The organism is Rouxiella silvae (genome assembly GCF_002093625.1).
Classification (GTDB): domain Bacteria; phylum Pseudomonadota; class Gammaproteobacteria; order Enterobacterales; family Enterobacteriaceae; genus Rouxiella; species Rouxiella silvae.
Genome location: NZ_MRWD01000019.1, coordinates 57,043 through 81,155, shown reverse-complemented (window position 1 = coordinate 81,155; position 24,113 = coordinate 57,043). Strand labels below are relative to the sequence as shown.

The following is a 24,113-nucleotide window of genomic DNA, read 5'->3' as shown; positions in this document are numbered from 1 at the left end:
GGTTCAAGACAGGGTGAGTCCTCTGCCCAATCGGGAGGGGTTCAAGACAGGGTGAGTCCTCTGCCCAATCGGGAGGGGTTCAAGACAGGGTGAGTCCTCTGCCCAATCGGGAGGGGTTCAAGACAGGGTGAGTCCTCTGCCCAATGGGAAGGGGTTCAAGACAGGGTGAGTCCTCTGCCCAATGGGGAGGGGTTCAAGACAGGGTGAGTCCTCTGCCCAATCGGGAGTAAATCAAAACAGGGTTTAATTTTTACGTAAACTGATTTGGAACAGTTCAGCGTTACAGCAAGGTTTTTAGCCCCTTCCCCCGCTCTTTTCAGCGGGGGAAGGCGGGGATGGGGGAGCACACGACTAATTAGTAACGATATTAATTCATCCTATTAGGAACCGGCAGCTTGATCCGCACGACGTTCGCGAACCATGCCACGCCGTCCGGGATGATGCTGTCATTGAAGTCATAGGCGGGATGATGCAGCGGTGCTAGCGGTTTAGCACTGCCGTCACCCTGACCAAGCCACAGGTAAGCCCCCGGTTTTTGCTGCAACATAAATGAGAAATCTTCCGAGGTCAGCGCTGGTTTTGGGGCCACGCTGAATTCAAGACCAGCACGCTTTGCCGCCTGTAGCGCGACGTCAGCCTCGGCTGGGGTATTCACCGTTGCGGGGTAGTAACGGTGATATTTCACCTCGGCTTCTAGCCCGTGTGCGGCGGGAACGTGTTCTGACATTCGACGCAGGCTGGCTTCGATAATGTCCTGCGCACGCAGGTCGAAACTGCGCACCGTACCCACTATCCGCGCCTCAGCTGGGATCATGTTGTGTGAGAAACCACCCTGTATCTGCGTCACGGTCAACAGTGCCGGATCGGTAGGGTCAATGCAGCGCGAAACAATGGTATTAAGCTGCACCACCAGCTCACTGGTAGCCAGCATGGTGTCAGGTGAAAGATGGGGCTGAGCGGCATGTCCTCCGCCGCCATAAACGCGGATATCAAACCTGTCGGCCGCTGCCATTATTGGACCCACACGGGTTTGTGCCACGCCCCGCGCAAGTTCCGGCCAGTTGTGTACGGCAAAAACCGTGTCGCACGGGAAGCGGGTAAACAGGCTGTCTTCGATCATCGCCTTCGCCCCCGCCTGCCCCTCTTCCGCGGGTTGGAAGATAAAGTTTACCGTGCCGTCAAAGTCGGCGGTTTTCGACAGCAGCCAAGCCGCGCCGAGAAGCATAGTGGTGTGTCCATCGTGGCCGCAGGCGTGCATAACGCCGTGGTGCTTACTCACGTATTCCGGCGATCCCTGCTCGATAATCGGCAGGGCGTCCATGTCGGCGCGCAGTCCGACACTTTTATTGCTGCTGCCCTTGCGCAGTACGCCTACCACGCCGGTTTTACCGACGCCCTCGTGCACCTCCAGACCCAGTTGACGCAAAAAATCCGCCACTATGTTTGCCGTGCGATGCTCGTTAAAACCCAATTCAGGATGCGCATGAAGGTCGTGGCGCAGCGTAATAAGGTGTGTCAGCACTTCGTTAATCAATAACTTATCGCCATCGACGACAATATTGCTCATATCAATATCCCTTGGTTTTATCAATCTCACCCTGCATCGGCAGCCCTTGCTCAAAACGCTGTACATTATCCAACAGTGCGCCGACTGCCGTTTCAGGCTGTGTCTGGCTGGCAATGTGTGGCGTAATCCATACGCCAGGGTGTGACCACAGTGCGTCATCTGCCGGCAGCGGCTCGGGGTCGGTAACATCCAGCACGGCGGCACGTAATTGACCGCTGTCGAGAGCCGCGAGCAGATCCTCGGCCACCAGTTGCTGACCGCGTCCGGTTTGAATAAGTGCGGCACCCGCGGGGAGCTGGGCAAACAAAGCAGCATTAAGCATGCCACGGGTTTGCGGCGTAAGCGGCAGCAGGCAAATGAGAATATCACAGCGCGATAAAAACGCTGGCAGTTGCTCCACACCCGCCCACCCCGTTACGCCCTGCGGCGTATTACCAGAGCGGCTCCAACCGTGGCATTCAAAGCCGAAATTTATCAGCGCCTTAAGTGTAGCTTGTCCTAACTCACCCAGCCCCATCACGCCAACGCGCCTTTTACTGGCACTCGCCACGGGATGCCTGCGCCACTCGCCGCGCGTCTGCTGTTGAAGATAAAGCGGCATATCGCGATGCAGCGCCAGCGTGGCAAAGGTGACGTATTCGACCATGCCCTGCGTGAGTCCAGGTTCAATCATACGCACCACCGGCAGAGTTGGCGGAAGCTGTTTTAAATCAAACTGGTCGACACCCGCCCCGACTGAAAACAGCACTTTGAGCTGCGGCAGGCGCTGAGCAATTTTTTCAGGTGGTTCCCAGGCCACCAGATAATCCACCTCGGCGAAAACAGCCGGATCGCCCTGACTAAAATCGAGATCTGTCCAATGAATAAAACGAATTTGCGGCGCGAGGTCGGCCAGAATGTGTTGCCAATATTTACCACGCTGCGGTTCAGATTTATAGAGAAGAGTTTTCACGCTGATCCTTAGCCCATCGCCTGAGTTATCAAGGAGAAGTTGCGCCAGCCCGCAGCGCAAATGCACGGCTCGCCGTCTTTATACATGGTGGTGGGCTTATCAACACACGGCAACCCAAGACCGGTAAGCCACTCGGATAACCCCAATGCCCCCTCAACGTCAAGGCGCACAAATTTTCCCGAACTCTCACTAAGCAGCTGAGCAATCAGCAGCTTGGCCTCCTCAAGACTCGCAGCAATAACTGGCCCGATAACATCGCCACGGCCAAATTTGCGCAGCATACTGAATCCCACTGGCTGCCCGTTGCGGGTCAGCATCAGGCCTTTTTCGATACGCGCCGGGCTGGAGGGGTCGAGCAGCGCCTGATACAACGCCGACCGCTGCATACCGCTCGACAGAGTATCAAGTTCGGTCAGTGTCGCCACGTCTTCGAGTTTAAGAGGCTGCAACTGGCAATCTTCGCCTAGCGCAGGCGCAGGTATGACGTGCAGCTCGGGGCTCTGATGCTGACAAATGCCACCGGTAGTCACAAAGCCCAGTTTCTCATACAACGGTTTGCCCTCCGGCGTGGCGTGCAGGCGAACCTTGGTGCCTTCAAGCTTGGCCAACAGCGTGGTAAGCAGCTTTTTACCGACTCCGCGGCCCTGACACTCAGGGCTGACAATCACCAGACCTAGCGTCGAGTAATCGCTTCCCCACTTCCAGTAAAGCGCGCTGCCAACGACCAGCCCGGCGGACTCCGCCACCCACCCCTTGCCACACTCAAAAGCCAGCATCCAATCCGGCAGGCGGTGGGACCAGCCCACGGCCTGAGAGAGTCCGTGGCAGGCAGGCAAGTCTTCTGCGGTCATTTCACGCAGCACGATATCAGTCATAGTTTGAGGCTCCGCATTGGCTGTTTGTTTAGTCATTTACATCATACCCGGCTTTTTAATGGCGCTGCCGTCGCTGAAACGGTCATAGCGGAAAGGCGTAGGATCAACCACCGGCGCGCTGCCGGTGACCAGGTCGGACATCAAACTGCCCGCCCCCGGTCCAATACCGAAACCGTGCGCACTGTACCCAGCTGAAATAAACAGGCCTGGCAGTTTATCGACCGACGAGATAACCGGCACCGCGTCGGGCGTGCTGTCAATCATGCCGCCCCACCACTGCACCACTTTTACTGCGCTTAACGCGGGATACTCACGTTTCATCGCCGCAATGCCCTCCTGCACCATGGCGTAGTCTGGTTCAGGGTCGAGGATGCGCACTTTTTCAAACGGTGATCGGGCATCAAATTGCCATTTACCCAGCGCCTCGGGTCCGCTAAAAAATGCGCTTGGACTTAAATGTACCTTAAGATTTTTGCGACGTGCCTGAAAGGTTGAATAGAATTTTTTTGCGTAGCGCAAACCCTGCGGCCCGACCGCCACTCGGCCACGGCCAGACACAGAGAGCGTGTAGCTGCCGTCGAGCTGCGGGCGACAGGCAAAGCCTTCGGTGTAGAGTGGCATCTTTATCACTTGTTCGATTGGCGCGGTGCGCATCGCGGTGCCGATAACATTGCCCAGCGGCAGGTCGATGCCGTGCCGACGACAGAACATTGAGCTCCACGCCCCCCCGGCGCAGACGACCGAACTGGCGCGGATCAGTCCGCGCTCGGTCCACACGCCGCTGACCCGACCGGCGCTGACGTCTAGCCCGCGCACGGCACAGTGCTGAAACACCAGTGCACCGCGCTTTTGGGCGGCAATGGCCAATCCCGGGGCGGCCAGCGAAGGCTCCGCGTGGCCGTCGGTTGGCGAGTACACGCCGCCGAGCCATGCGGAAACACTCCCTGCGGTCAGTGACTTGGCGCGCGCGGCGGTGAGAATTTCGCTGTGCATGCCGTAGTTTTTAGCCATCTGCCCCCATTTTTCCCAGGCGTCGATCTCTTCCTGCTTTTTGGTCGCATAAATTAGACCCGTGTTACGAAAGCCCAGCTCCTCGCCGGTTTCTTCTTTGAGCTGTTTCCAGCGCTGCAATGCGTGGATAGACAGCGGCAGTTCGCGCTCATCACGGTTTTGCTGGCGGCACCAGCCCCAGTTACGGCTCGACTGTTCGGCGCCAATTAACCCTTTCTCAAGCAATACGACCGAGACGCCTTTGCGTGCCAGTTCGTATGCGGTTGCGGCACCGGCTATTCCACCGCCAATCACCACCACGTCGACCGCCTCAGGAAATAGATGACTGTCTTGTACAAACCTAATCGGTGCTGGCATCGACAACTTATCCTTTTTAACCACGATTAATGGGCACGGGCTACTCGTGAAGCCCGTTTTATCCCGTTGTTATTCTTTATGAAAATTCTTAAAAACCAATGATCAGTCAACTTTTGGCAGGTCGGCCACATCAGCATCCTGCTCTTCCAACCAGCCCTGTCGAAGCTCCGGCACGGCGCGTTTAAGCCTTTCGTAGTAAAGATGACTCGACGGTTTTTCATAGTCTGCTCGGCTAACCTGAGTCACCATTTTTCCGTCGTTAACGACAATAATATCGTCACAAACCGAACGTACCGCATGCAGGTCGTGGCTGATAAACAGGAAAGAGACGTTGAGCTCGCGGCGCAGTTCGGAAATTAAATCCAGTACCGCCGCGGCGACCACAGAGTCCAGCGCCGAGGTGACTTCATCACACAGAATCAAATCCGGCTCGGCGGCCAGTGCACGAGCAAGATTAACGCGCTGCTTCTGCCCACCTGACAGCCCAGCAGGTTTACGGTGTAAAATGCTGTGCGGCAATCGCACCAAATCGAGTAACTGTTTCAGTCGTGCATCGAGTGCTTTGCCACGCAGGCCGTGGAAAAATACCAGTGGGCGTTGCAAAATGGTGGCGATGGTCTGGCTTGGGTTCAGCGCGGTGTCGGCCATTTGAAATACAAACTGCACCCGGCGCAGCTCGTCCGCGCTGCGTGCCGACATGTCACCCGCCAAGTAGCTTTCATTAAACAAAATGTAACCCTCGCTAGGTGTAATCATGCCCGCAATCGCTCGCGCAAGGGTCGTTTTACCCGAACCAGACTCACCAATAATTCCGATCGCCTGTCCTGGATAAAGCTTGAAATTAATGTCCTTCAGGATGCTGATTTTCGGCTTGCCGTCGGCGTCTAGCGGACCGTATCCAGCGGCCAAGTCGCGCACCTCAAGCAGGCACTTCAGCGGTGCCTCTTCCGGTTGCCACGGACTGTTGCGCGGTTTGTGCTGCGCCGCGTCCAGCAAACTGCGGGTGTAGGCTGACTGCGGGCGATGAAGTAAATCTTCCGTAGTGCCGTATTCGGCTATTTGCCCCTTCAGCAGCACCAAAATTTTGTCGGCCATCTGTGCCACCACCGCCAGGTCATGGCTGACATAAATCGCGGTAGTGCCGCGCTGCTTCACGACTCGGCGAAAGGTTTTCAACACTTCGAGCTGGGTGGTCACATCAAGCGCGGTAGTCGGCTCGTCGAGAATCACCACCTCGGGGTCACCAATCAGCGCCATTGCCGCCATTACGCGCTGCAATTGGCCGCCCGACACCTGATGCGGATAGCGTTTACCGATGCTTTCCGGCGCGGGTAGCGCCAGTTCGCGAAACAGTGCCACCGCCTTTTTTTCGGCATCTGCGCGCTTCATGGTGCCGTGAATCAACACCGGTTCGACCACCTGATCCATCAATGTCATTGACGGATTAAACGACGCGGCGGCACTTTGCGCGATGTAAGAAACGGTGGAGCCGCGAAACTGACTGAGCTGACGCGCAGATAGACGATTAACGTCGGTGCCCGCCAGCTGAATGCTGCCACCGCTGATGCGACAGCCGTGGCGAGCATAGCCCATCAACGCCAGCGCAATGGTGGTTTTGCCGGAGCCGGATTCGCCAATCAGCGCCAGCACCTCGCCTTTTTTCACCTCGAAGTTGATCCCCGAAACCAGCGTAATCAGTTCATCGGCATCGTTTTTGGCTTGTACTTCTAGATTGCACACGCTGACAACGGTCGGCGCACTGAACGGCGTTTTTTGAGTCATGGCGTTGACGTCCGCTAAAGTAAGGGATGCTGTCTTCATGCTGCCTCCTCTTCCAGTTCAAGTCTGATAGCCCGGCGCGACTGGAGGCTGTCGATAAACAAGTTCACGCCAATCGTCAGGCTAGCAATCGCCACCGCAGGCACTAACACTGCGGGCGAGCCGTCGAACAACGCCTGCAAATTCTCATGCACCAGCGTGCCCCAGTCGGCATAAGGAGGCTGAACGCCAAGCCCCAGAAAACTCAGGCCGCTGAGCAGCAGCACGATGTAAACAAAACGCAGGCCAAAGTCGGTAAGCATCGGATGCAGCATATTGGGCAGCACGTCGGTCAAAGCAATATAGAGTTTGCTTTCACCGCGCAGCTTTGCCGCCTGCACATAGTCCATGGAGCGCAGGTTGGAGGCCATCGCGTAGGCAATGCGGTATGCGCCTGGCCAGTAGGTAATCACCGCCGTGAGAATAAGCATGGGCAGCGACGAGCCAAACACCGCCACCATCAGCAGCGCCATAATTTTTCCGGGCATGATTAGCAGTGCATCGTTGATGCGGCTCAGCAGCTCTTCAAGCCAGCGGCCCGACATGGCGGCCAGCAGTGCTAACAGCGTGCCGCAAACGCTGGCGAGGATAGCGGCGGAGAGCGCCAGCCCAATCGAATAGCGCGCGCCGTAAAGCACGCGGGTCAGCATGTCGCGTCCGAGGTAGTCAGTTCCCAGCAAAAACGCGCGGCTAAAGCCTTCATTGACGCCGCCGCCGGCAATATCTTCAACGCTATAAGGCGCAAGCCAGCCGCCAAACAGCGCCATGCTTAGCCAAAACAGAGTCATGATCAGACCTGCGCGGCCAGTATTGGATAATGAGCGCCAGAAGTTCAGCGCGGTTTTTAACACCCGAACAGTTTTACGCATCACTGAGTCTCCCGTAAAAAAGGCTTATTGTTTCAGCTTTGGATTAAAAGCAAGGGTGGCAATGTCGGCCAGCAGCAGCAGCACCAGATAGCAGCTGCTAAATAACATCACGCACAGTTGCACAATGGGCAGGTCGCGATTGCTTACCGCATCAACCATTTGGCTGGCGAGTCCGGGATAGCTGAAAATAGTTTCGATAATAATCACCCCACCAAACAAGTAAGAGAGGCTCAGGGAGATGGCGTTGGCGATAGGCCCCACGGCGTTAGGCAGCGCGTGTCGCAGCACCGCCCGCAGCGGTCGAACCCCTTTCAGTAGGGTCATTTCTAGATAGGAACTGTCGAGCTGGTTGATGATGGCTGAGCGGGTCATGCGCGCCATTTGCGCCACCAACACGCAGCAGAGCGTAAATACCGGCAGCGCATAGGCGCGCAGGTAGCCAAGAAAATCCTGATTGGTCGCACCCAGTGACATCGCCGGAAACCAGTGCAGGCGAACGGCGAACACCATTACGGCGACGGTCGCAACCAGAAACTCCGGTACCGCCACCACCGACATGGTGCCCACCACTAACATACGGTCAATCAGCGAACCCCGTTTCATTGCCGCCGTAATGCCAATAATCACCGCCAGCGGCACGGAAACCAGCGTGGTAATACCTGCCAGCTCGAAAGTGGCGGGAATACGCTGGGCGACCAGCTTGGTTACCGGCATGTTATTGGCGAAGGAGGTGCCGAAATCGCCGTGCAGCATGCCGCCGATCCACTCAACGTAGCGCTGCCAAATGGGCAGATTCAGGCCCAGCTGGTCACGTAACGCGGCCACCGTTTCCGGCGTGGCGGCTTGGCCTAACAGTTGTTGAGCCGCATCGCCCGGCAGCAAGCTGGTGATGATGAACACCAGCGCCGAGACAATAAACAGCGTCAACAGGCCTGAACCAATACGACGAAGAATAAGCAACAGGATAAGCTGATTCATTGATACCTCCGGATTACGACGCCAACCACACAAACTCGCTGAAGCGATAGCCCATCATCATGCCGGACGGATAAGACTCGACGCCCTTAACCTTATTGCTGTAACCGTCCAATGCGCTGATAAAAAGCGGAATAATGGTGCCGCAGTGGTTGTAAACCAGCTCCTGCATGTCGCCATACATCTGCTTGCGCTTGGCCTGGTCGCGCTCGCCTCGCGCTGCCGTCACTAACTGATCGAACTGCTCATTTTTCCAGCCGGACTCGTTCCACGGCGCGTCGGACTTGTAGAACTGACTAAACAGCATGTCGAGTGTCGGGCGTGGGTTAACGGAGCCATAAGAGATCGGGTGCTTCATCCAATGCTGCGACCAGTAACCGTCATAAGGAACGCGACGAACTTTTAGATTCATGCCGACTTGAGAGCCGAGCTGCTGCAGGAACTGCGCGCCTTCAACCGCACCTTCAATGTTATCGGTGGTCACAATCTCCAGACTCGGCTTCACCAGCCCGGACTTCTTAAGATAAAACTTGGCTTTGTCGAGGTCATTAGGACGCTGCGGCAAGTCTTTATTGAAAAACGGATGCCAAGGTGGAACCGGGTGGTCATTGGCGACAGTACCGAACCCCTGCAGCGCCGTTTTCAACAGGGTTTCTCGGGGTTGCAGATACTTCATCGCCAGTACAAAGTCGGGATTACCGGTGATTGCCGCGTCCTGACGCAGGATCAGGTCGCTGTACATGCCTGACTTACTCTCCAGCACCGAGCATGACGTTGAGCCATTGATGCGTTTCACGTCGCGCGAGCTGATGGTTGAAACAAAGTGCAGTTCACCCGAGAGCAACGCATTGACGCGCGCCGCCTGGTCGGTGACGCCCAGCAGTTCCACTTCATCGAGGTGAGGCAGGCCAGGCTTCCAGAAGTTTTTGTTGCGCTCGCCCAGCGTACGGGTGCCCGGTGAGAACTCTTTGCAGGTGTAAGGACCGGTACCCACGGCTTTGCTAAAGTCTTTGGTACCGTCCTGTAGAATAAGAAACGCCGGTGTGCCAAGGATTGACGGCAGGTCAAAGTTGGGCTGTTCGAGCGTAATCTCAACCTCCATTAGGCCGACGGCTTTAATGCTGGCAAACTGCTTGGCCAGTGCGATGGCGGTGGAGGCAATGGCCGGGTCTTTGTGGCGCGACAGTGAAAATACCACGTCCTGAGCGGTAAGCGATTTACCGTCGTGGAAGGTAACGCCCTGACGCAGCTTAACACTCCACGTGACACCGTCACTGCTGCTGATTGACTCCGCCAGCCCCATTTGTGGGATAAGTTTGGTGTCGAGTTCGGTCAGGCCGCTGTAAAACATGTATTGGCGCATATAGTCGCCGCTGTTGTTGGCCTTGGCCGGATCCAGCGTGTCGGCGGCAGAAGAGTTAGCAGCAGCGGCGCGCAGCTTGCCCCCTTTTACCGGTGCGGCCTCAGCGGCCCATGCGCTATTAGGCAAACTAATAATGCCGGTACTTAACGCCGCGCCAGCAGACAACGCCTTCATTATGCCGCGACGTGAAATATTGATATCTGACAAGCTTGAAGCAGACTTCGGTGTAGCTGGACCTGATTCTTTACGAAATTTACTCATTGAAATCTCCCCGAATGCGGTATTTACCGAAAAAAGCCGTTGATAGTAGTGGATATTTTTTGCCACCGACTTAGGAAACTTTGTCTTTGGCTTTGTAGTACAGGCCCGCCACTGGCAAGAACCAGGGTTTGCCAAAATATCCCGGCATCGCCGCCCAGTTGCTGCGCTGCCAGGGGTTACTTACCGGTTTGCCGGTGAGAAGCGCCGCCATCACCTTGCCCATGTACACCGACATTTGTGTGCCGTGGCCGCTATAACCCATTGAATAAAAAAGCCCATCCTGCTCACCTGCACGCGGTAATCTGTCGGCGGTCATGTCGACCAGTCCGCCCCAGCAATAGTCGATATCGACCTCGGCAAGCGTTGGGAATAGCTCGCGCAGTCCCTGACGCAGGACGGCGCCGCTGCGCGCATCGGAGGTGGGGTTACTGATGGCAAATCGCGCACGACCACCAAAAATCAATCGGTTATCGGCCGTGGTTCGGAAGTAGTTGCCAATATTTAAAGAGGTGACGTAGGTACGATTATTGATGAAAGCCTGCTTCAGCTGGGCATCACTGAGTGGCGCGGTAGCAATAATAAAGCTGCCGACCGGCACGATGCGGCGCTGAAACCACGAGAATGGCCCTTTGTCTGAGGTGCCCGTCGCTAACAACACGCGGTTAGCATCAATCACGCCGCGTGAAGTAGTGACGGTGTAACGATGCCCGTCAATCTGCTGAAGTGCCGTGACGGGAGTATGGGCATGGATCACCGCGCCTTTAGCGATTGCCGCCTGCGCCAGCCCAATGCCGAATTTGCCCATGTGCATCTGTCCGCCGCCCTTTTGCAGCAGGCCGCCGTGAAACGCATCGGACCCCACTTCGTCACGAATGTGGCTGGCATCAATTAGCTCAACGTTGCTGTCTACCGTGCGCTTTAACAGCTCATAGGTTTTCACCAGTGACGGGAAATGTTTAGCCTTACTGGCAAGCTTGAGTTTGCCGGTGCGGATTAAGTCACAGTCAATGCTCTCTTGCTTAACAATTGACTGCACATACTCCACCGCGTCGGTGTAAGCATGGTAATAAATGGACGCCTGCTCAAGGCCGACGCTTTCAACCAAAGAGGCAAAGTTTTGCGCTACGCCGGTGTTACAGTGACCGCCGTTGCGCCCGGAAGCCTGGCTCAGTACTTCACCGGCTTCAAGCACCACCACGTCGACACCGGCCAGCGCCAAATTATAAGCCGCTGACAGGCCGGTAAAACCACCACCGATCACCACGACGTCGGCCTTGGATGGAAGCTCACCGACAGCAGCCCCGTTAAATACTGGCGCCGTCGCTTGCCAAAATGATTCAAGTTTCATGCCTGTGCCCCGCTTAATTTACGTACCCTTACCGCATTACCGTGCGACGCGTTTTTTATAAACCCACAACACCCGGCAGGCCGCCAATGTCTTTGATTTCGGTGTAGCCATAGGCAGGATTAGCAGGATCGTGGCCGCGGTTGACCCAAACCTTGTTTTTGATACCCATATCGTGGCAGGTCATCAGGTCATAACGCAGGCTAGAAGAGACGTGCAGAATGTCTTCAGGACCGCAGCCAAGCTCGTCAAGCATGTATTCAAAGCCACGCATTCTCGGCTTGTAGGACTGTGCCTGCTCGGCGGTAAACACACGGTGAATCGGTGCACCAAGACGCGGAACGTGATGGGTTATCAAATCGTTCATGGTGTTTGAAAGCAGCACTAACGGGAATTCTTTGGCCACCGCGGCTAGACCCGCAGGCACGTCGGGATGCGGACCCCAAGTTGCGCAGGCTTCCATAATTCCGGCTCCGTCGCTGTCTTTATATTCGACGCCCCACTTCTTACAGGTTCTGGCCATCGCCTGGCAAACTACGGCGCTGTAAGGTTTCCACTCACCCAGCACCTCATCCATGCGATAGCGGGCGAAGTCAGTAGTGAAGGCCAGCATCTGGTCGGCGATGACGCGGTCGGCAAAAATAGCGCTGGCTGCACCCGCCATGTCGAAGTTAATCAGCGTGCCGTAGCAGTCGAAAGTAATAAACTTAGGTTTGAATACCGCCATGATAATCCCCTTCTTCGAGAGTGAATTCGTGATAAGAAAAGTAATAGAAAGTCTTAAAAATCAATCAGAACACTTTTGTAGCGCAGGCAGGCTTCATACGCCTGACGGCCCAAGTCTTTGCCAATACCAGAGCCGTTAAAGCCGCCGGTCGGGATAATGAAATCGCCCGAGCGGCCATAGCGGTTAATCCACACTGTGCCCGCCGCAAGGCGACGCATGGCGCGCAGAGCACGCTCAATATTCAGGGTATGCACGCCCGCCGCGAGCCCGTAAATGGCATGGTCGGCCAGGGCTAATCCCTGCTCTTCGGTTTCAAAGGTTTGAATGGTCAGCACCGGCCCGAATATCTCTTCCTGTACGGCAACAGACTGAGCGCCCACCCCCGCCAGCAAAGTGGGTTTAAAAAAGTAGCCCTGCTCGGTATTGGCGAAGAACTCGCCACCGGCCAGCAGCTGTGCACCTTCTTTAACGGCGGCCTGCACGATAGATTCAATTTTTTTGGCCTGACGCACGTCGATAATTGGCGCATAACGGCAGGCACCGCTCCAGGTATTGCCAGGCGCTACGCTTTCGCAAAGCGCCACCAGTTTGGTAATCAGCGCATCGGCAATGCCGGACTGCACCACCAAACGCGTACCGGCGACGCAGGCCTGACCGCCATTAGCAGTAAAACCGCGAAAAATACGTGTCGCGACCACGTCAATGTCGCCGGCGTCGTCAAACACCAGTTGCGGGCTTTTACCGCCCAACTCCAAGGTGACCGGTTTCATGCCGTTTAACGCCGCCTGACTCATAATTTGCGCGCCGGTCACCGTTGAGCCTGTAAACGACACTTTGCGCACCAGCGGATGATTGACCAGCGCGCTGCCGCAGCTCACGCCTCTTCCCTGCACAATATTCAGCACACCGGCGGGTAAACCGGCCTCAATCGCCAGTTCGGCCAGTTTGATGGTGGAAAAAGGCGTTAACTCTGAAGGCTTGAGCACCACCGCATTACCTGCCGCCAGCGCTGGACCGAGTTTCCACGAAGCCATCGACAGCGGAAAGTTCCACGGTGTGATGGCGCCAATGACGCCATAAGGTTCCGGCACCAGCATGCCAAGACTGCTGCTGCGGGTAGGCAGCACGTCGCCGCTGTATTTGTCGCAACATTCGGCATAGAAGCGAATCGCCTCAGCGGTGAAAGGAATTTCGTGATTGATGACGTCATAAATGGGGCGCGTTGAGCTAACGGCCTCAAGCTGGCCCAGCGCTACCCGATGTTCTTCAATCAGGCAGGCCCAGCGACGCAGCACTTTCGCTCTCTCACGAGGCGCACACGTTCCCCAACCGCTTTCAAGCCACGACTGATGGGCGTTCGTGACGGCTAAATCCACCAGCGCCGCGTCGCCGTCTGGAATTTCGCCCAGAAATTGTCCGTCGGAGGGACGATTAACCCGTAGACGTTCACCGTTGCCAGGATGGATTTTGCCGCCAATCAAATGTCCGGCGGGCAACGGCACGTTTTGAGGATTAAAACTCGGCATAGTTAACACTTCCTTTTTTATTTCACGGTGAATAAAAATTAACGTTCACTACGGTGGCAACGGATTAATAACTGCATATATTCATCAATTAGGGCTGCAAGATTATTACCTAATTCACGGGTAGAAAATTTATTACCTTAGATACCTAGCACAAAGCATGCCATATTATTAAAAACGGAATATGCGGAATACTGAGTTCAAAAAACGTTTTATGCCGTGGCAAAGCCTTAAACTTCTTAAATCCGTTTTTTGATAATCGACTTGACGAACGGTCCCGGCATCGCTGCACCAGAATGATCTTTTCACCTAATTTTCTGCACCAACGAAAACATCACACTTCCCAGGCCAATTGTTAACCTGCTATTATTTATGAATAATTTATGAACGCACTGAGAAAGCACACTTTTCGTCCTTGTGAATCATTGATACGGCAGGATATTTTTCAGTCATAAAAAAAGCGGCTACCCATTTCGGGTTAGCCGCTTCCCACAGTAATTACTGGGGCAACTGGGGAGAATATTAATCAAGGCCACCAATATGGAATGATTTCATTTCAAGATATTCTTCAATACCGGCTTTAGCCCCTTCACGACCTATTCCGGAAAGTTTTATTCCACCAAATGGCGCTATTTCCAATGACACTGAACCGGTATTTAATCCAACCATACCAAATTCAAGTTTTTCAGCCACTCGCCATGAACGTCGTAAGTTTTCCGTAAAGAAATAAGCCGCTAAACCAAATGGCGTAGCATTCGCTAAATCGATGGCCTGCTGTTCATCGTCAAAACAGAACAGCGGTGCTACTGGGCCAAATGTCTCTTCGTTGGCAATCAGCATGCTGGCGGTCACGTCGGCCAGGACCGTGGGCTGTACAAAGTTGCCATTAGCAGCGGCGATCCCGCCAGTGAGTACCCGCGCGCCCTGACTGAGGGCGTCGTCGATGTGGCGATTAACTTTCTCGACCGCCGCCTGATTAATCAAGGGTCCCATCTGTGTTCCTGCGGCAAAACCGTCACCGACTTTGAGTTTTTTTGTCTCTTCTACCAGCCGGGCCGCGAACTGGTCATAGATGCCGCGCTGCACCAAAATTCGGTTGGCGCAGACGCAGGTTTGACCGCCGTTGCGGAACTTGCTGACCAGCACACCGGCGATGGCAAGCTCGATATCGGCATCGTCAAACACGATAAACGGGGCGTTTCCTCCCAACTCAAAGCTCAGACGCTTAACCGAATCGGCGCACTGGCGCATTAGCAATTGCCCCACGCGGGTCGATCCGGTGAACGACAGCTTACGCACCAATGGATTGCGGGTCAGTTCGCCACCAATCCCCTGCGGCAAGCCGGTCACCACCTGCAGCACACCGGCAGGAATTCCGGCACGCGATGCCAGTTCAGCCAGCGCCAGTGCACTGAGCGGGGTTAAGTCGGAAGGTTTAACAATCACCGGACACCCAGCAGCAATGGCAGGGGCGCATTTGCGGGTAATCATTGCAATCGGAAAGTTCCACGGCGTGATGGCAGCGGCAATACCTACCGGCTGTTTAAGCACCAAAATTCGGCGGTCGCGGGTCGGTGCGGGAAGGGTTTCACCATAAATACGGCGCGCCTCTTCGGCAAACCATTTAACGAAACTGGCTCCATAACGGACTTCGCCACGCGCCTCCTCCAGGGACTTGCCCTGCTCGGCGGTCATCAACATCGCCAGGTCTTCGGTGTTGTCTAAAATCAATTGATGCCACTTTTCAAGCATCGCGGCACGTTCTGCTGCACTGGTCGCGGCAAACGGCAGGCGAACAGTTTCTGCCGCCTGAATTGCATCACGGGTATCCTGCTCGTTCATGGCTGGCACCCGTGCAATCACCTCGGCGGTAGAAGGATTAATGACTTCAATCGTTTCTTGACTGCGCGCATCAACCCAGCAACCGTTGATAAATGCCTGCTGGCGGTAAAGTGACGAGTCCTGTAAGGGCAATGGCGACATGTGTTCTCCAATCGGCGCGGGCTGTCGGTAAAAGGCGTGAGATTTACTCTACAGCCTGCGGCGAATTTTTTGTGGGGAATGGGCCATTGGCGACGGCAGAATCTGCGGTATCTGCACAAGATATGAAATTAAGCACTTAGCGGGTTTGGCGATGGATTCTGGGTCAGGCTCACGCCACAATGCTGGGAATATTCCGCCAGCATCTCGTCCACTACGCCCCCGACAATCGCAATGCCCTCGGCAATATGTTCTACCTGGATTGATGAAAAGCCGATGCGCATAAAGTGGGTCGGGCGTCGGTATTGTCCGTCACGAGTGTTGAGGAAATAGCTTTCACCCGACTGGATATAAACGTCGCGCGCATAGGCTCGCTGCGAAAGTTCGTGAGTATTAATACATTCGGGAAAACGCAGCCACACCGAGCTGCCGCCCTCCGAACTGGCGACCTTGGCCAAGGGAATAAACGTCGTGAGCGCCTGTTGCAGAGTGTGCCACCGCCCTTCGTACTCCTCATGAAAGCGCTTTAAAAGCGACTCGTAATAGCCACCTTTAAGAAACAGCGCCACGGTACGCTGATTGTTGGCCGCCGGATGCCTAATGCTCATCCTCCGCAGTGCGCGAGCTTGGCGGATGAACGGCATCGGCCCGACCAGAAAACCGACCCGCAGTCCAGGTGACAGCAGTTTCGACAGGCTGGTGACGTACACCACGCGGCCTTCGCTATCGATTGATTTCAGCGCGCTTGAAGGCACGCGGCCAAAGCGTGATTCGGTGTCGTAATCATCTTCAATAATGATGAAATCGTGCTCTGCTGCCATTTTCAGCAGTTGGCTGCGCCGAACATGTGACAACGTCACGGTGGTTGGGGACTGATGACTCGGGGTCACGTACAGCACATCGCAACCTATTAACGCCTCGCTGATGATCAATCCATTTTCATCTACCGGTAAAGGTCTCAGCACTGCGCCGTGAAAAATCATCAGGTTACGTACGTCTGGATAAGAAGGGTCTTCAATCCCCACGACCATACCGGGGCGAATCAAACATTGAATGGCCAAAAACAACGCATGCTGAGCGCCCACGGTCACCAGCACCTCCTGAGTCGAGGCGCTGAACCCGCGACGCGGCAACACCCGACGGCGAAAGGCGTCGAGCAGCACCGGATCGTCTTCATCAACATAATCCACGGTCCAGTCATACATGTCATGCAATGACAGCGAATCACGGCTGCACTTGCGCCAGCTGGAAATGGGGAAAATCCAGCGATCGTGCTGCCCATACATAAAGGTGTATTTTTTACTGCGCCAGTCTTGAGGATGCGTAATGTGCTCCAACGCAGCCGGATTGATCATCAACTTGCTGTCCCAGTCCACCGATGCCGCCGTTGGAACAGAAGGCCGACTCTGCGGCAGCCGCGAAACGGCGTCCTGCGCGACATAAAAGCCGCGCCGCTGTTCGGAAATTAGCACGCCTTCGGCCGCAAGCTCCTCATACACCAGCGTGACAGTATTACGCGATATCTTTAACTGTTCGGCCATTGCGCGGGTTGAAGGCAGCGTTTGCCCCTGTTCAAAATCCCCTTTTGCAATCGCCTCAGAGATTTTTTCGCGCAGCTTTGATTGCAAAGACCCGTGCGACCTGCGGTCAAGCGTGCTGGGAACCGATAAGTTGAGCATTCGAGTCTTTCCTCACAGTCTGTTTTATCAATGATAATGAGATGATTTTACAAGCGTTAACCTGCGGGCTGTGGCGTGCGTATGGCCGGGAACTTATGCAATAATCCATGCAAGATGTCAGTCATCTGTTCGCTCATCGCCTCTTCACTCTCTGGCGCGGGCACGGCGGCGACGGCGGCAAACACCTGATGCTTAAGGAAATGTCGCCAGACGACTGGCATTGATGCCAAAAATTCGGTGAGCAACGCATAGCGGGCGCGGGTCCATACTGTTTCAAACGCGCGGCGGGCGTGGCCATAATCAAAGTGTCCACTGCCCTGATTGGGCATGCTGCTGCGGGTGATTTCCGTTTCAAAAGCGTCAATTGCGCCGTCGTGTATAACCACGCCATAGTCACGGCGCGCCCCTTCCAGACTGACAAAACCGCACTGCACATCACGCAGAACACTCTGCGGTGAGCGTTCTCGTGCCGGACCGTAACCGCCCGCACCGGGGCCAATTAAACGCACGACATCGCCCGGATTACACTTGATGACGTCGATATTCCCGTGCTCGATTTTATGCTCAGTGTCGGGATTCGTCTGGAAGCTGGAGTTTTTTCCGGCACTGCCACCGACTGCACCGGCCGAGGCAAACACCGAACGGTTACGGTTGCGTGCGGTCACCACGGTATTGGGCGCGGAGACTTCAAATTCCATCACCGTTGCCATGCCGCCACGATAGCGCCCCGCGCCGCCGCTGTCAGGGAACAGCCCATAGCGGCGGACCAAAATAGGCACTTCTGCTTCATTGATTTCTACTGGGGTATTTTTAAGAAATGCCGAAAGTCCGCCCGAACCGTCAGGCCCGTCGTGACGCGGCGTACCGCCCGCCCCGCCACCAACCGGCCCCATTGATGCCACCACAGTGCGACTCTGAGCATCGACAGTTTTAATGTTAACAATCGAGTTGCCGCCGGGTGAGTTGGCGGGCAGCCTTTCGGGCACCGCCAGCGAAAACGCGCCGAGCGTGGCAATCTGCGACACAGCACAGGTTAACGAGCGCATGCCCACGGCGGCGGGCGCTTCGCAGTTCATGACTGTGCCGCTGGGCAAAATTGCTCGCGTTGGCCGCAGCGTTCCGGCATTAAGCAGCAGCCGGCTGTCGAGCGTAGACAGCACGTAGGTCACCCCGACCAGGGCCAGCGGATGCCTTTCACGTCCACCGGTCGGCATATTTAATGAGGACGTGAGCTGCGGATCGCTGCCAGTGTAGTCCAGCTCAAGGGTGTCACCTGTAACGCGCAGCGTAACTGCAATACGGCAGGGATAACCGCCGTCAGTATCTTCGTCAGCATAGTCGGCATAGAAATACTCTCCGTCTGGAATGGTGGCAATAATGTTGCGCGCCTGCTGACAGGCGTAGTCCAAAATACCTTCTACGCCGTGCAGAAAATCGTCAATGCCGAAGCGCGCAATAATCTCTAGAACCTTGCGTTCACCGATATTGACCGAGGCGATTTGTGCATTGAAGTCGCCCCAGTTCTGATCCGGTGCACGAACATTAAGACGCATAATCCGTGCCACATCTTCATTGAGTCTGCCTCCTGAAATAATTTTTAGCGGTGGGATGCGTAATCCCTCTTGCACGATTTCAGTTAACGAACGCGACAGAGAAGCCGGTACCGCGCCGCCAACGTCGGTATTGTGGATATGTCCCACCACAAAGCAGGCAATCTGGCCCTGAAAAAAAACCGGTTTCCAGATATGAATATCGGGTGAATGGGTCGCCACATTACCGGCATAGGAATCATTGGTGATACAAATATCCCCTTCCTGATAGTCTTCGATCAGCGCTAAAACGGGCGCATAATCGATGCCGCTGTACCAGGGTGCACCAAAACTGCGCGGCGAAGCGAAGGCCAACCCTTCTCGCGTCACTATCTGACAGGAGAAATCTTCGGTTTCTTTCACAAACGTTGAGTGGGCGGTGCGCATCAGCGTAAAGGCCATCGCGTCGGCCGCCGCCGCACAGTAATTGGCCAGAATTTGTAAATTGCGTCCATCAATAGCCATGCTGCAACTCCTCAACGCGTTGGGTTATCGGGGTAATGATCAAGTTACCAAAGGTGTCGACGTCAACCTGCATACCGGTTGGTACACAGGTGGTGCAGTCGTCCTGCGCCACAATGGCCGGGCCTGCAAAACATTGACCGGCAAGCAGCTGTTCGCGTCGCACCACCCGCACTTCACGCTGTGCGCCATCCACCCAGGCACTGACCGTGGACTGCGGGACGATGGCCTCGTTGCTGTAAGCCAGTTTTTTAAGGGCAGGACGTGCGGTGGGGGAACTGATCACCAGCCGTAGATTGATGATTTGTATTGCAGCAGCGGCGTCGCTGTGGCCGAAAATTTTCAGATGCTGCTGGTTAAAGGCCGCACTTATCCAAGCCAGCCGCTCTGCGGAGGGTTCACTCAGTTCCAGCCAGTCGTTTTGCAGCGGCACTTCAATTTCAAACGACTGGCCGCGATAGCGCATATCCGCTGAAAACAGCAGGCTGTAGGGTAAGTCTGCTCCGTGCTCGCGCCGCAGCCACCCCTCGGCTTCCTTCCTGAGCTGAGCCGCGGCGGTGAGCGTTTCACTCAGCGCGCTGGCGTTCAGGTCTCGATACAGGGTGCGGATAAAATCGTTTTTCAGGTCGGCGATTAGACCGCCAAGCGCCGAGAGCACGCCCGGCGTCGGCGGTATCACCACGCCTTTCATATTAAGTTCGCGTGCCAAATAGCATCCCATCATCGGTCCCGCTCCCCCAAAGGCCAAAAAATAGAACTCGCGAGGATCGATCCCGAAGCGCGAAACCAGACCACTGGTATCGCTATACATACTTGAAACCGCTAACTGAATAATGGTTTCTGCCGCTTCTTCAATCGTTATTCCCAGCGGTTTTGCCAGCAATGCTATCGCGCGGCGAGCAGCCTCACTGTCTACGCTAACGGCGCTGTAGCCTAACGCCCCGTGGCCGAGCAAACCGCAGGCGGCAAAGGCGTCGGTAACTGTGGCCTGCTTGCCGCCGCGTCCATAACACACCGGGCCTGGCAGCGAACCTGCGCTGTCGGGACCGACTTGCAGCACGCCGAGGCGGTCTATCCACGCTAACGATCCTCCCCCTTGTCCGACTGAGGTCACGGAAACAGAGGGGATAAATATTTGAAATTCACCGATGGTTTCGCCACTGCCGTACTCCGGTCTGCCGTCAATGATGACCGCGACGTCGGCGCTGGTGCCGCCGATATCCAGGCTTAGCAGCTTGTTGTAGCCACACTGATCGGCAATATACCCGGCGCCAATAACGCCAGATGCCGTGCCGGAGAGGATCATCTGCACGCATTCGGCTTTAGCTTGTTCAACGCTCATCACGCCGCCGTTGGACTTGGTTATCCTCGGCGGTACCGGCACGCCCATTTCGCTCAGTGCGCGTTCAAAAGCGCCAAGATAGTTGATAACTTTTGGCTGCACGTAGGCGTTGATAGTGGCGGTGATGGTGCGTTCATATTCGCGAATAATGGGCCAGATTTCACCGGAGCAGGAAGTGAGCAACTCTGGGGCCAGTTCGGTTACCATCTCACGCACTCGCGCTTCGTTGTCGCCATTGCGGTAGGCATGTAAAAATGACACTACGACGCCTTCGCAGCCCAGCGCTTTGGCCTGTTGCACGGCGGCAATGACCGACGCAGGGTCGACCTGCTGCAAAATACGCCCCTGACTGTCGGTGCGCTCTTTGATTGGAAACACTCGGTCACGGCTGATAAGCGGCTCGGGGCGACGAGAGAACAGGTCGTGAATATGCGGTATCTTCAACCGTGCCAGCTCGAGCACATCCTCAAACGCCTCGGTAGTGAACAAGGCGAGCTTTACGCCTTTTCGCTGAATGACGGCATTCACCCCCACCGTTGTGCCGTGGGTGAAGTAGTGCACCTCGGCAGGCTCGATGCCAAACTCATCACGTAGCTGACGTAGACCCGTGTTAATTTCACTGCCGGGACTGTCGGGGCGTGATAATACTTTTAGCGTGTGAACACTGTTATCTCGCTCATCGAGCACGGCAAAATCGGTAAACGACCCGCCGATATCTACGCCAATTCGGTAAGTCATGGTGTGTTTCCTTTTGCGATGTATGGCTTGACGGTGATACAGGTTTCAGCGCATCTCGACGAGGCAGGTCCGGCGGGATTGCTGGGAGTGATTTCCATGATGTTCTGCGGGTGAGTGACCAGATTCCAACCGGCGCGATGATAAACGGGCTGTGCGTCATAAGTGGTGAGCATCCATTTTGCAACGCCGGATAAGTCTGGATGACTGCGCACCACTTCGGACAGCCAGGTGCCAACGCCTTGCCCGCGAAAATGCGTGTCGATGAAGATATCCATCACGTAGGCCAGGCGGGAAAAATCAGTGACGATGCGGGCGAAGCCAATCTGCTGTCCCTGATAATAGACGCCCAGCGCTATCGAGTGAGCAATGGATCGCAGCAGGGTCTCCCGCGACTGGCCTTTTGCCCAAGAAGACTGGACTGAAAGAAAATAATGAACTTTATCAATATCTAACCTGCAACGATCGGTGCTGATGACATACCCGTCGCGGACCCATTCAACAATTTTATCTTCTATGCCCCAATCCATGCCGTTGCCCTGTCTGATTACTGTGTAGAATTTCTCCATACAGTTAAACCACAGATGGTTAGGCGGTGTTAGCGCCAGCCAGCATCATTCGATGGATCCAGTGAGTGAGGGTCTGTGACCAGAATGTCAGGCAGGCGTCGTTTGCCCCCCCACCCTAACCCTCCCCCACGCTGTGGGTGAGGGGACTTAAAACGGAGGGACTTGAAGCCGTGAATAGGCGGGAAATAAGGTCAAGCCCCTTCCCCCGCGTTTTTTCAGCGGGGGAAGGTTGGGATGGGGGAACAGCAACACATGACTTCACCAAAGACAAATCCCCGCGCAGCCTCTCGTCGGCGACTGGCGGTGAAGTATGGCGAAAAGTCGTTAATCCAATTTTACTAATTTGGTCATCAGCAGTCGGAACAGTCGCAGTCTGAGGCGCATAAAGCGCTGTTCAACTTTTAAGCCTACCTGTCCATGATGGCCAAAACGCAGCGTTTTATCACCGCGCGGCTTCCAGACCGGCCAGTGAATATCGCCTTCGATGTGAGTGCTTTGCCCAACAGCATGACGGGCAAAATTGAGCCAATACTCGCTCACTACCTCGGCAAAGGCTTTGTCCTGCGGGGTGTATCCGCCCTCTATAACCTGCGAGCTTTCAATAAGGTGCATATTGTTCATTACATAGGGAATTTCGCTACCGTGCCAAGTGCCGTTAGGGCAAAGCGTGCGGGCATTCTCGGAAACATAGTCGAAATAGTATCGCCACCCCGGCGCCCCCGCCTTATGCTGGGCCAGCATCGCGACATAACCCATGGTGGTAAACGCCATATCGCGGCTGATTTGACGGCCCAATTCACCGTCGTCTTTGACGCCGGAATAAAGCCATTTTATTAATCTCAGGCCCAGCGGATGCTGTTTTCTCACCCGCTTAACCACACTGGCCACGTCAATATCAAAGTAGCTCAGCACGCTGGCCTCATCGCTATTGCTGCCGATAATCAGCGGTAACGGGCGCTGTTTTCCGGTTCTGAAAATGTCCATCATCGGTGTGGGCAGTACGCTGTCACCGGCAATCGGTACCGGTGCAATGCTTAAATTTTTATCCAGCGACCAAAAGCTGTCCGCGGGCAACTCACGTAGCTGCTCTGCCGTGGCGTGCGCCAGCCCAAAATGCTGAGCCAAGGACTCACCTCGGCCCAATGCCTGCCGCCGCGACGTATCAGGTAACGTGTAGGCACTCTGCGCGATCCCCTTTTGGAACAGACCCTCCGCCAAAGGTGAGGCAAACAGCGAAAGCACGCTGCGGGCGCCAGAAGATTCACCAAAAATTGTCACGTTATCAGGGTCTCCACCGAAGGCAGCAATGTTGTCCTGCACCCATTTCAGGGCCGCAATCTGATCAAGCAAGGCGAAATTATTCACCACTTCGCCCGCCGGATATTCAGCGTCCAGCGCAGGATGGGCAAAGAATCCTAGGTGTCCTAGCCGGTAGTTGAGAGTCACCAATACCACACCGCGTGACGCAAGTGGAGCGCCAATATAAGGAGAAAGGCCGCCGGAGCCAATGGTATAACCACCGCCGTGGATCCACACCATGACCGGCTTCTTCTGCTCACTGCTCGGTAATGTCGTCCACACGTTGAGATAAAGGCAGTCTTCACTGAATACGCCAGGATCGCCCCCGCCGACTGCCGTACAGTATTCTCGGCTTTGCCAGCTTGATTGCCCAAAGAGGCGAGCATCTTTTACACCCTGCCATTTTTCCGCTGGCTGCGGTGCCCGCCAGCGAAGTTCGCCAACCGGCGGTGCGGCAAAGGGTATGCCTTTGAAGGTTGCAATACCGTCTTCCCATTCTCCCGCGACGATCCCAGCGTCAGTACTGACTAAAGGAGGCACATTGTTGGAGAGAAACTGCTGGTTGGGCATGCTGAGTCCTTATCTAATCGACCAATTTATTTGGGATACTGGGTGCCATCATCCCCTATTGTTTGAGAATGTTTGACCGTTGACCAGACTACTTGATGTTTCACCGCGTCAATTGATTCTAGCTGCTACGCTTGAAGATACTGCTTTTTGTGGCAATTAGGGGTATTGCGAGCGGCCTTGTTTTAAAAATTTCATGAGGACCACAACCAGCAAGTTAATTTACATATTTTTTCAAAAGCAAATAA

17 protein-coding genes are annotated in these 24,113 nt (G+C 55.2%); all 17 read right to left on the bottom strand.

From position 1 onward, the window contains the following. Positions 1 to 367: 367 nt before the first annotated feature. The 17 genes from BS639_RS09890 to BS639_RS09810 all read right to left on the bottom strand — a co-directional run bounded on the left by BS639_RS09890 (position 368) and on the right by BS639_RS09810 (position 23,868). The gene (locus BS639_RS09890) at positions 368 to 1,567 is read right to left on the bottom strand and encodes a M20 aminoacylase family protein (RefSeq protein ID WP_084982997.1); all 1,200 of its coding nucleotides are present in this window, start codon (positions 1,565 to 1,567) and stop codon (positions 368 to 370) included. A 1-nt stretch (position 1,568) separates the two neighbouring features. After that, positions 1,569 to 2,519, bottom strand: a complete 951-nt coding sequence (locus BS639_RS09885; RefSeq protein WP_084982996.1) for a 2-hydroxyacid dehydrogenase — start codon at positions 2,517 to 2,519, stop codon at positions 1,569 to 1,571. Between the two features lie 8 nt (positions 2,520 to 2,527). Continuing rightward, complete coding sequence (locus BS639_RS09880) at positions 2,528 to 3,430, bottom strand: GNAT family N-acetyltransferase (protein ID WP_084982995.1); 903 nt, start codon at positions 3,428 to 3,430, stop codon at positions 2,528 to 2,530. Then, positions 3,431 to 4,762 (bottom strand): NAD(P)/FAD-dependent oxidoreductase, encoded by a 1,332-nt coding sequence (locus BS639_RS09875; RefSeq protein WP_084982994.1) that lies wholly within the window; start codon positions 4,760 to 4,762, stop codon positions 3,431 to 3,433. Between the two features lie 102 nt (positions 4,763 to 4,864). After that, positions 4,865 to 6,544 (bottom strand): ABC transporter ATP-binding protein, encoded by a 1,680-nt coding sequence (locus tag BS639_RS09870; RefSeq protein WP_084983000.1) that lies wholly within the window; start codon positions 6,542 to 6,544, stop codon positions 4,865 to 4,867. Positions 6,545 to 6,579: 35 nt separating this feature from the next. After that, the gene (locus BS639_RS09865) at positions 6,580 to 7,449 is read right to left on the bottom strand and encodes an ABC transporter permease (protein ID WP_084982993.1); all 870 of its coding nucleotides are present in this window, start codon (positions 7,447 to 7,449) and stop codon (positions 6,580 to 6,582) included. Positions 7,450 to 7,473: 24 nt separating this feature from the next. Further along, positions 7,474 to 8,427, bottom strand: coding sequence for an ABC transporter permease (locus BS639_RS09860; protein WP_084982992.1), 954 nt, complete (start codon positions 8,425 to 8,427; stop codon positions 7,474 to 7,476). Between the two features lie 13 nt (positions 8,428 to 8,440). Continuing rightward, positions 8,441 to 10,048 (bottom strand): ABC transporter substrate-binding protein, encoded by a 1,608-nt coding sequence (locus tag BS639_RS09855; RefSeq protein ID WP_084982991.1) that lies wholly within the window; start codon positions 10,046 to 10,048, stop codon positions 8,441 to 8,443. 70 nt (positions 10,049 to 10,118) lie between these two features. Continuing rightward, the gene (locus BS639_RS09850; RefSeq protein WP_084982990.1) at positions 10,119 to 11,396 is read right to left on the bottom strand and encodes an NAD(P)/FAD-dependent oxidoreductase; all 1,278 of its coding nucleotides are present in this window, start codon (positions 11,394 to 11,396) and stop codon (positions 10,119 to 10,121) included. Positions 11,397 to 11,451: 55 nt separating this feature from the next. Beyond that, on the bottom strand, positions 11,452 to 12,120 hold the full coding sequence (locus BS639_RS09845) for a haloacid dehalogenase type II (RefSeq protein WP_084982989.1): 669 nt from the start codon (positions 12,118 to 12,120) through the stop codon (positions 11,452 to 11,454). A gap of 53 nt (positions 12,121 to 12,173) precedes the next feature. Further along, positions 12,174 to 13,646 carry an aldehyde dehydrogenase family protein gene (locus BS639_RS09840; protein ID WP_055779899.1) on the bottom strand — a complete coding sequence of 491 codons (1,473 nt, stop codon included), beginning with the start codon at positions 13,644 to 13,646 and terminating at the stop codon, positions 12,174 to 12,176. 519 nt (positions 13,647 to 14,165) lie between these two features. Continuing rightward, the gene (locus BS639_RS09835; protein ID WP_055779903.1) at positions 14,166 to 15,626 is read right to left on the bottom strand and encodes an NAD-dependent succinate-semialdehyde dehydrogenase; all 1,461 of its coding nucleotides are present in this window, start codon (positions 15,624 to 15,626) and stop codon (positions 14,166 to 14,168) included. 128 nt (positions 15,627 to 15,754) lie between these two features. Next, complete coding sequence (gene pdxR / locus BS639_RS09830) at positions 15,755 to 17,302, bottom strand: MocR-like pyridoxine biosynthesis transcription factor PdxR (RefSeq protein ID WP_084982988.1); 1,548 nt, start codon at positions 17,300 to 17,302, stop codon at positions 15,755 to 15,757. 56 nt (positions 17,303 to 17,358) lie between these two features. Further along, positions 17,359 to 19,356, bottom strand: coding sequence for a hydantoinase B/oxoprolinase family protein (locus tag BS639_RS09825; protein ID WP_055779910.1), 1,998 nt, complete (start codon positions 19,354 to 19,356; stop codon positions 17,359 to 17,361). Continuing rightward, positions 19,346 to 21,433, bottom strand: coding sequence for a hydantoinase/oxoprolinase family protein (locus BS639_RS09820; RefSeq protein WP_084982987.1), 2,088 nt, complete (start codon positions 21,431 to 21,433; stop codon positions 19,346 to 19,348). Before BS639_RS09820 ends, BS639_RS09825 begins: the two co-directional genes overlap by 11 nt. Next, the gene (locus tag BS639_RS09815; RefSeq protein ID WP_228779661.1) at positions 21,430 to 21,999 is read right to left on the bottom strand and encodes a GNAT family N-acetyltransferase; all 570 of its coding nucleotides are present in this window, start codon (positions 21,997 to 21,999) and stop codon (positions 21,430 to 21,432) included. The genes BS639_RS09820 and BS639_RS09815 overlap by 4 nt, the downstream gene beginning before the upstream one ends. Before the next feature lie 324 nt (positions 22,000 to 22,323). Then, the gene (locus BS639_RS09810) at positions 22,324 to 23,868 is read right to left on the bottom strand and encodes a carboxylesterase/lipase family protein (protein WP_084982986.1); all 1,545 of its coding nucleotides are present in this window, start codon (positions 23,866 to 23,868) and stop codon (positions 22,324 to 22,326) included. Positions 23,869 to 24,113 lie beyond the last annotated feature (245 nt).

What these genes read in the sequence shown, in the direction of transcription:
- BS639_RS09890 (WP_084982997.1), bottom strand. Translation starts at nt 1,567, where the DNA reads ATGAGCAATATTGTCGTCGATGGCGATAAGTTATTGATTAACGAAGTG.
- BS639_RS09880 (WP_084982995.1), bottom strand. Translation starts at nt 3,430, where the DNA reads ATGACTAAACAAACAGCCAATGCGGAGCCTCAAACTATGACTGATATC.
- BS639_RS09875 (WP_084982994.1), bottom strand. Translation starts at nt 4,762, where the DNA reads ATGCCAGCACCGATTAGGTTTGTACAAGACAGTCATCTATTTCCTGAG.
- BS639_RS09870 (WP_084983000.1), bottom strand. Translation starts at nt 6,544, where the DNA reads ATGACTCAAAAAACGCCGTTCAGTGCGCCGACCGTTGTCAGCGTGTGC.
- BS639_RS09865 (WP_084982993.1), bottom strand. Translation starts at nt 7,449, where the DNA reads ATGCGTAAAACTGTTCGGGTGTTAAAAACCGCGCTGAACTTCTGGCGC.
- BS639_RS09860 (WP_084982992.1), bottom strand. Translation starts at nt 8,427, where the DNA reads ATGAATCAGCTTATCCTGTTGCTTATTCTTCGTCGTATTGGTTCAGGC.
- BS639_RS09855 (WP_084982991.1), bottom strand. Translation starts at nt 10,048, where the DNA reads ATGAGTAAATTTCGTAAAGAATCAGGTCCAGCTACACCGAAGTCTGCT.
- BS639_RS09850 (WP_084982990.1), bottom strand. Translation starts at nt 11,396, where the DNA reads ATGAAACTTGAATCATTTTGGCAAGCGACGGCGCCAGTATTTAACGGG.
- BS639_RS09845 (WP_084982989.1), bottom strand. Translation starts at nt 12,120, where the DNA reads ATGGCGGTATTCAAACCTAAGTTTATTACTTTCGACTGCTACGGCACG.
- BS639_RS09840 (WP_055779899.1), bottom strand. Translation starts at nt 13,646, where the DNA reads ATGCCGAGTTTTAATCCTCAAAACGTGCCGTTGCCCGCCGGACATTTG.
- BS639_RS09835 (WP_055779903.1), bottom strand. Translation starts at nt 15,626, where the DNA reads ATGTCGCCATTGCCCTTACAGGACTCGTCACTTTACCGCCAGCAGGCA.
- pdxR (WP_084982988.1), bottom strand. Translation starts at nt 17,302, where the DNA reads ATGCTCAACTTATCGGTTCCCAGCACGCTTGACCGCAGGTCGCACGGG.
- BS639_RS09825 (WP_055779910.1), bottom strand. Translation starts at nt 19,356, where the DNA reads ATGGCTATTGATGGACGCAATTTACAAATTCTGGCCAATTACTGTGCG.
- BS639_RS09820 (WP_084982987.1), bottom strand. Translation starts at nt 21,433, where the DNA reads ATGACTTACCGAATTGGCGTAGATATCGGCGGGTCGTTTACCGATTTT.
- BS639_RS09815 (WP_228779661.1), bottom strand. Translation starts at nt 21,999, where the DNA reads ATGGAGAAATTCTACACAGTAATCAGACAGGGCAACGGCATGGATTGG.
- BS639_RS09810 (WP_084982986.1), bottom strand. Translation starts at nt 23,868, where the DNA reads ATGCCCAACCAGCAGTTTCTCTCCAACAATGTGCCTCCTTTAGTCAGT.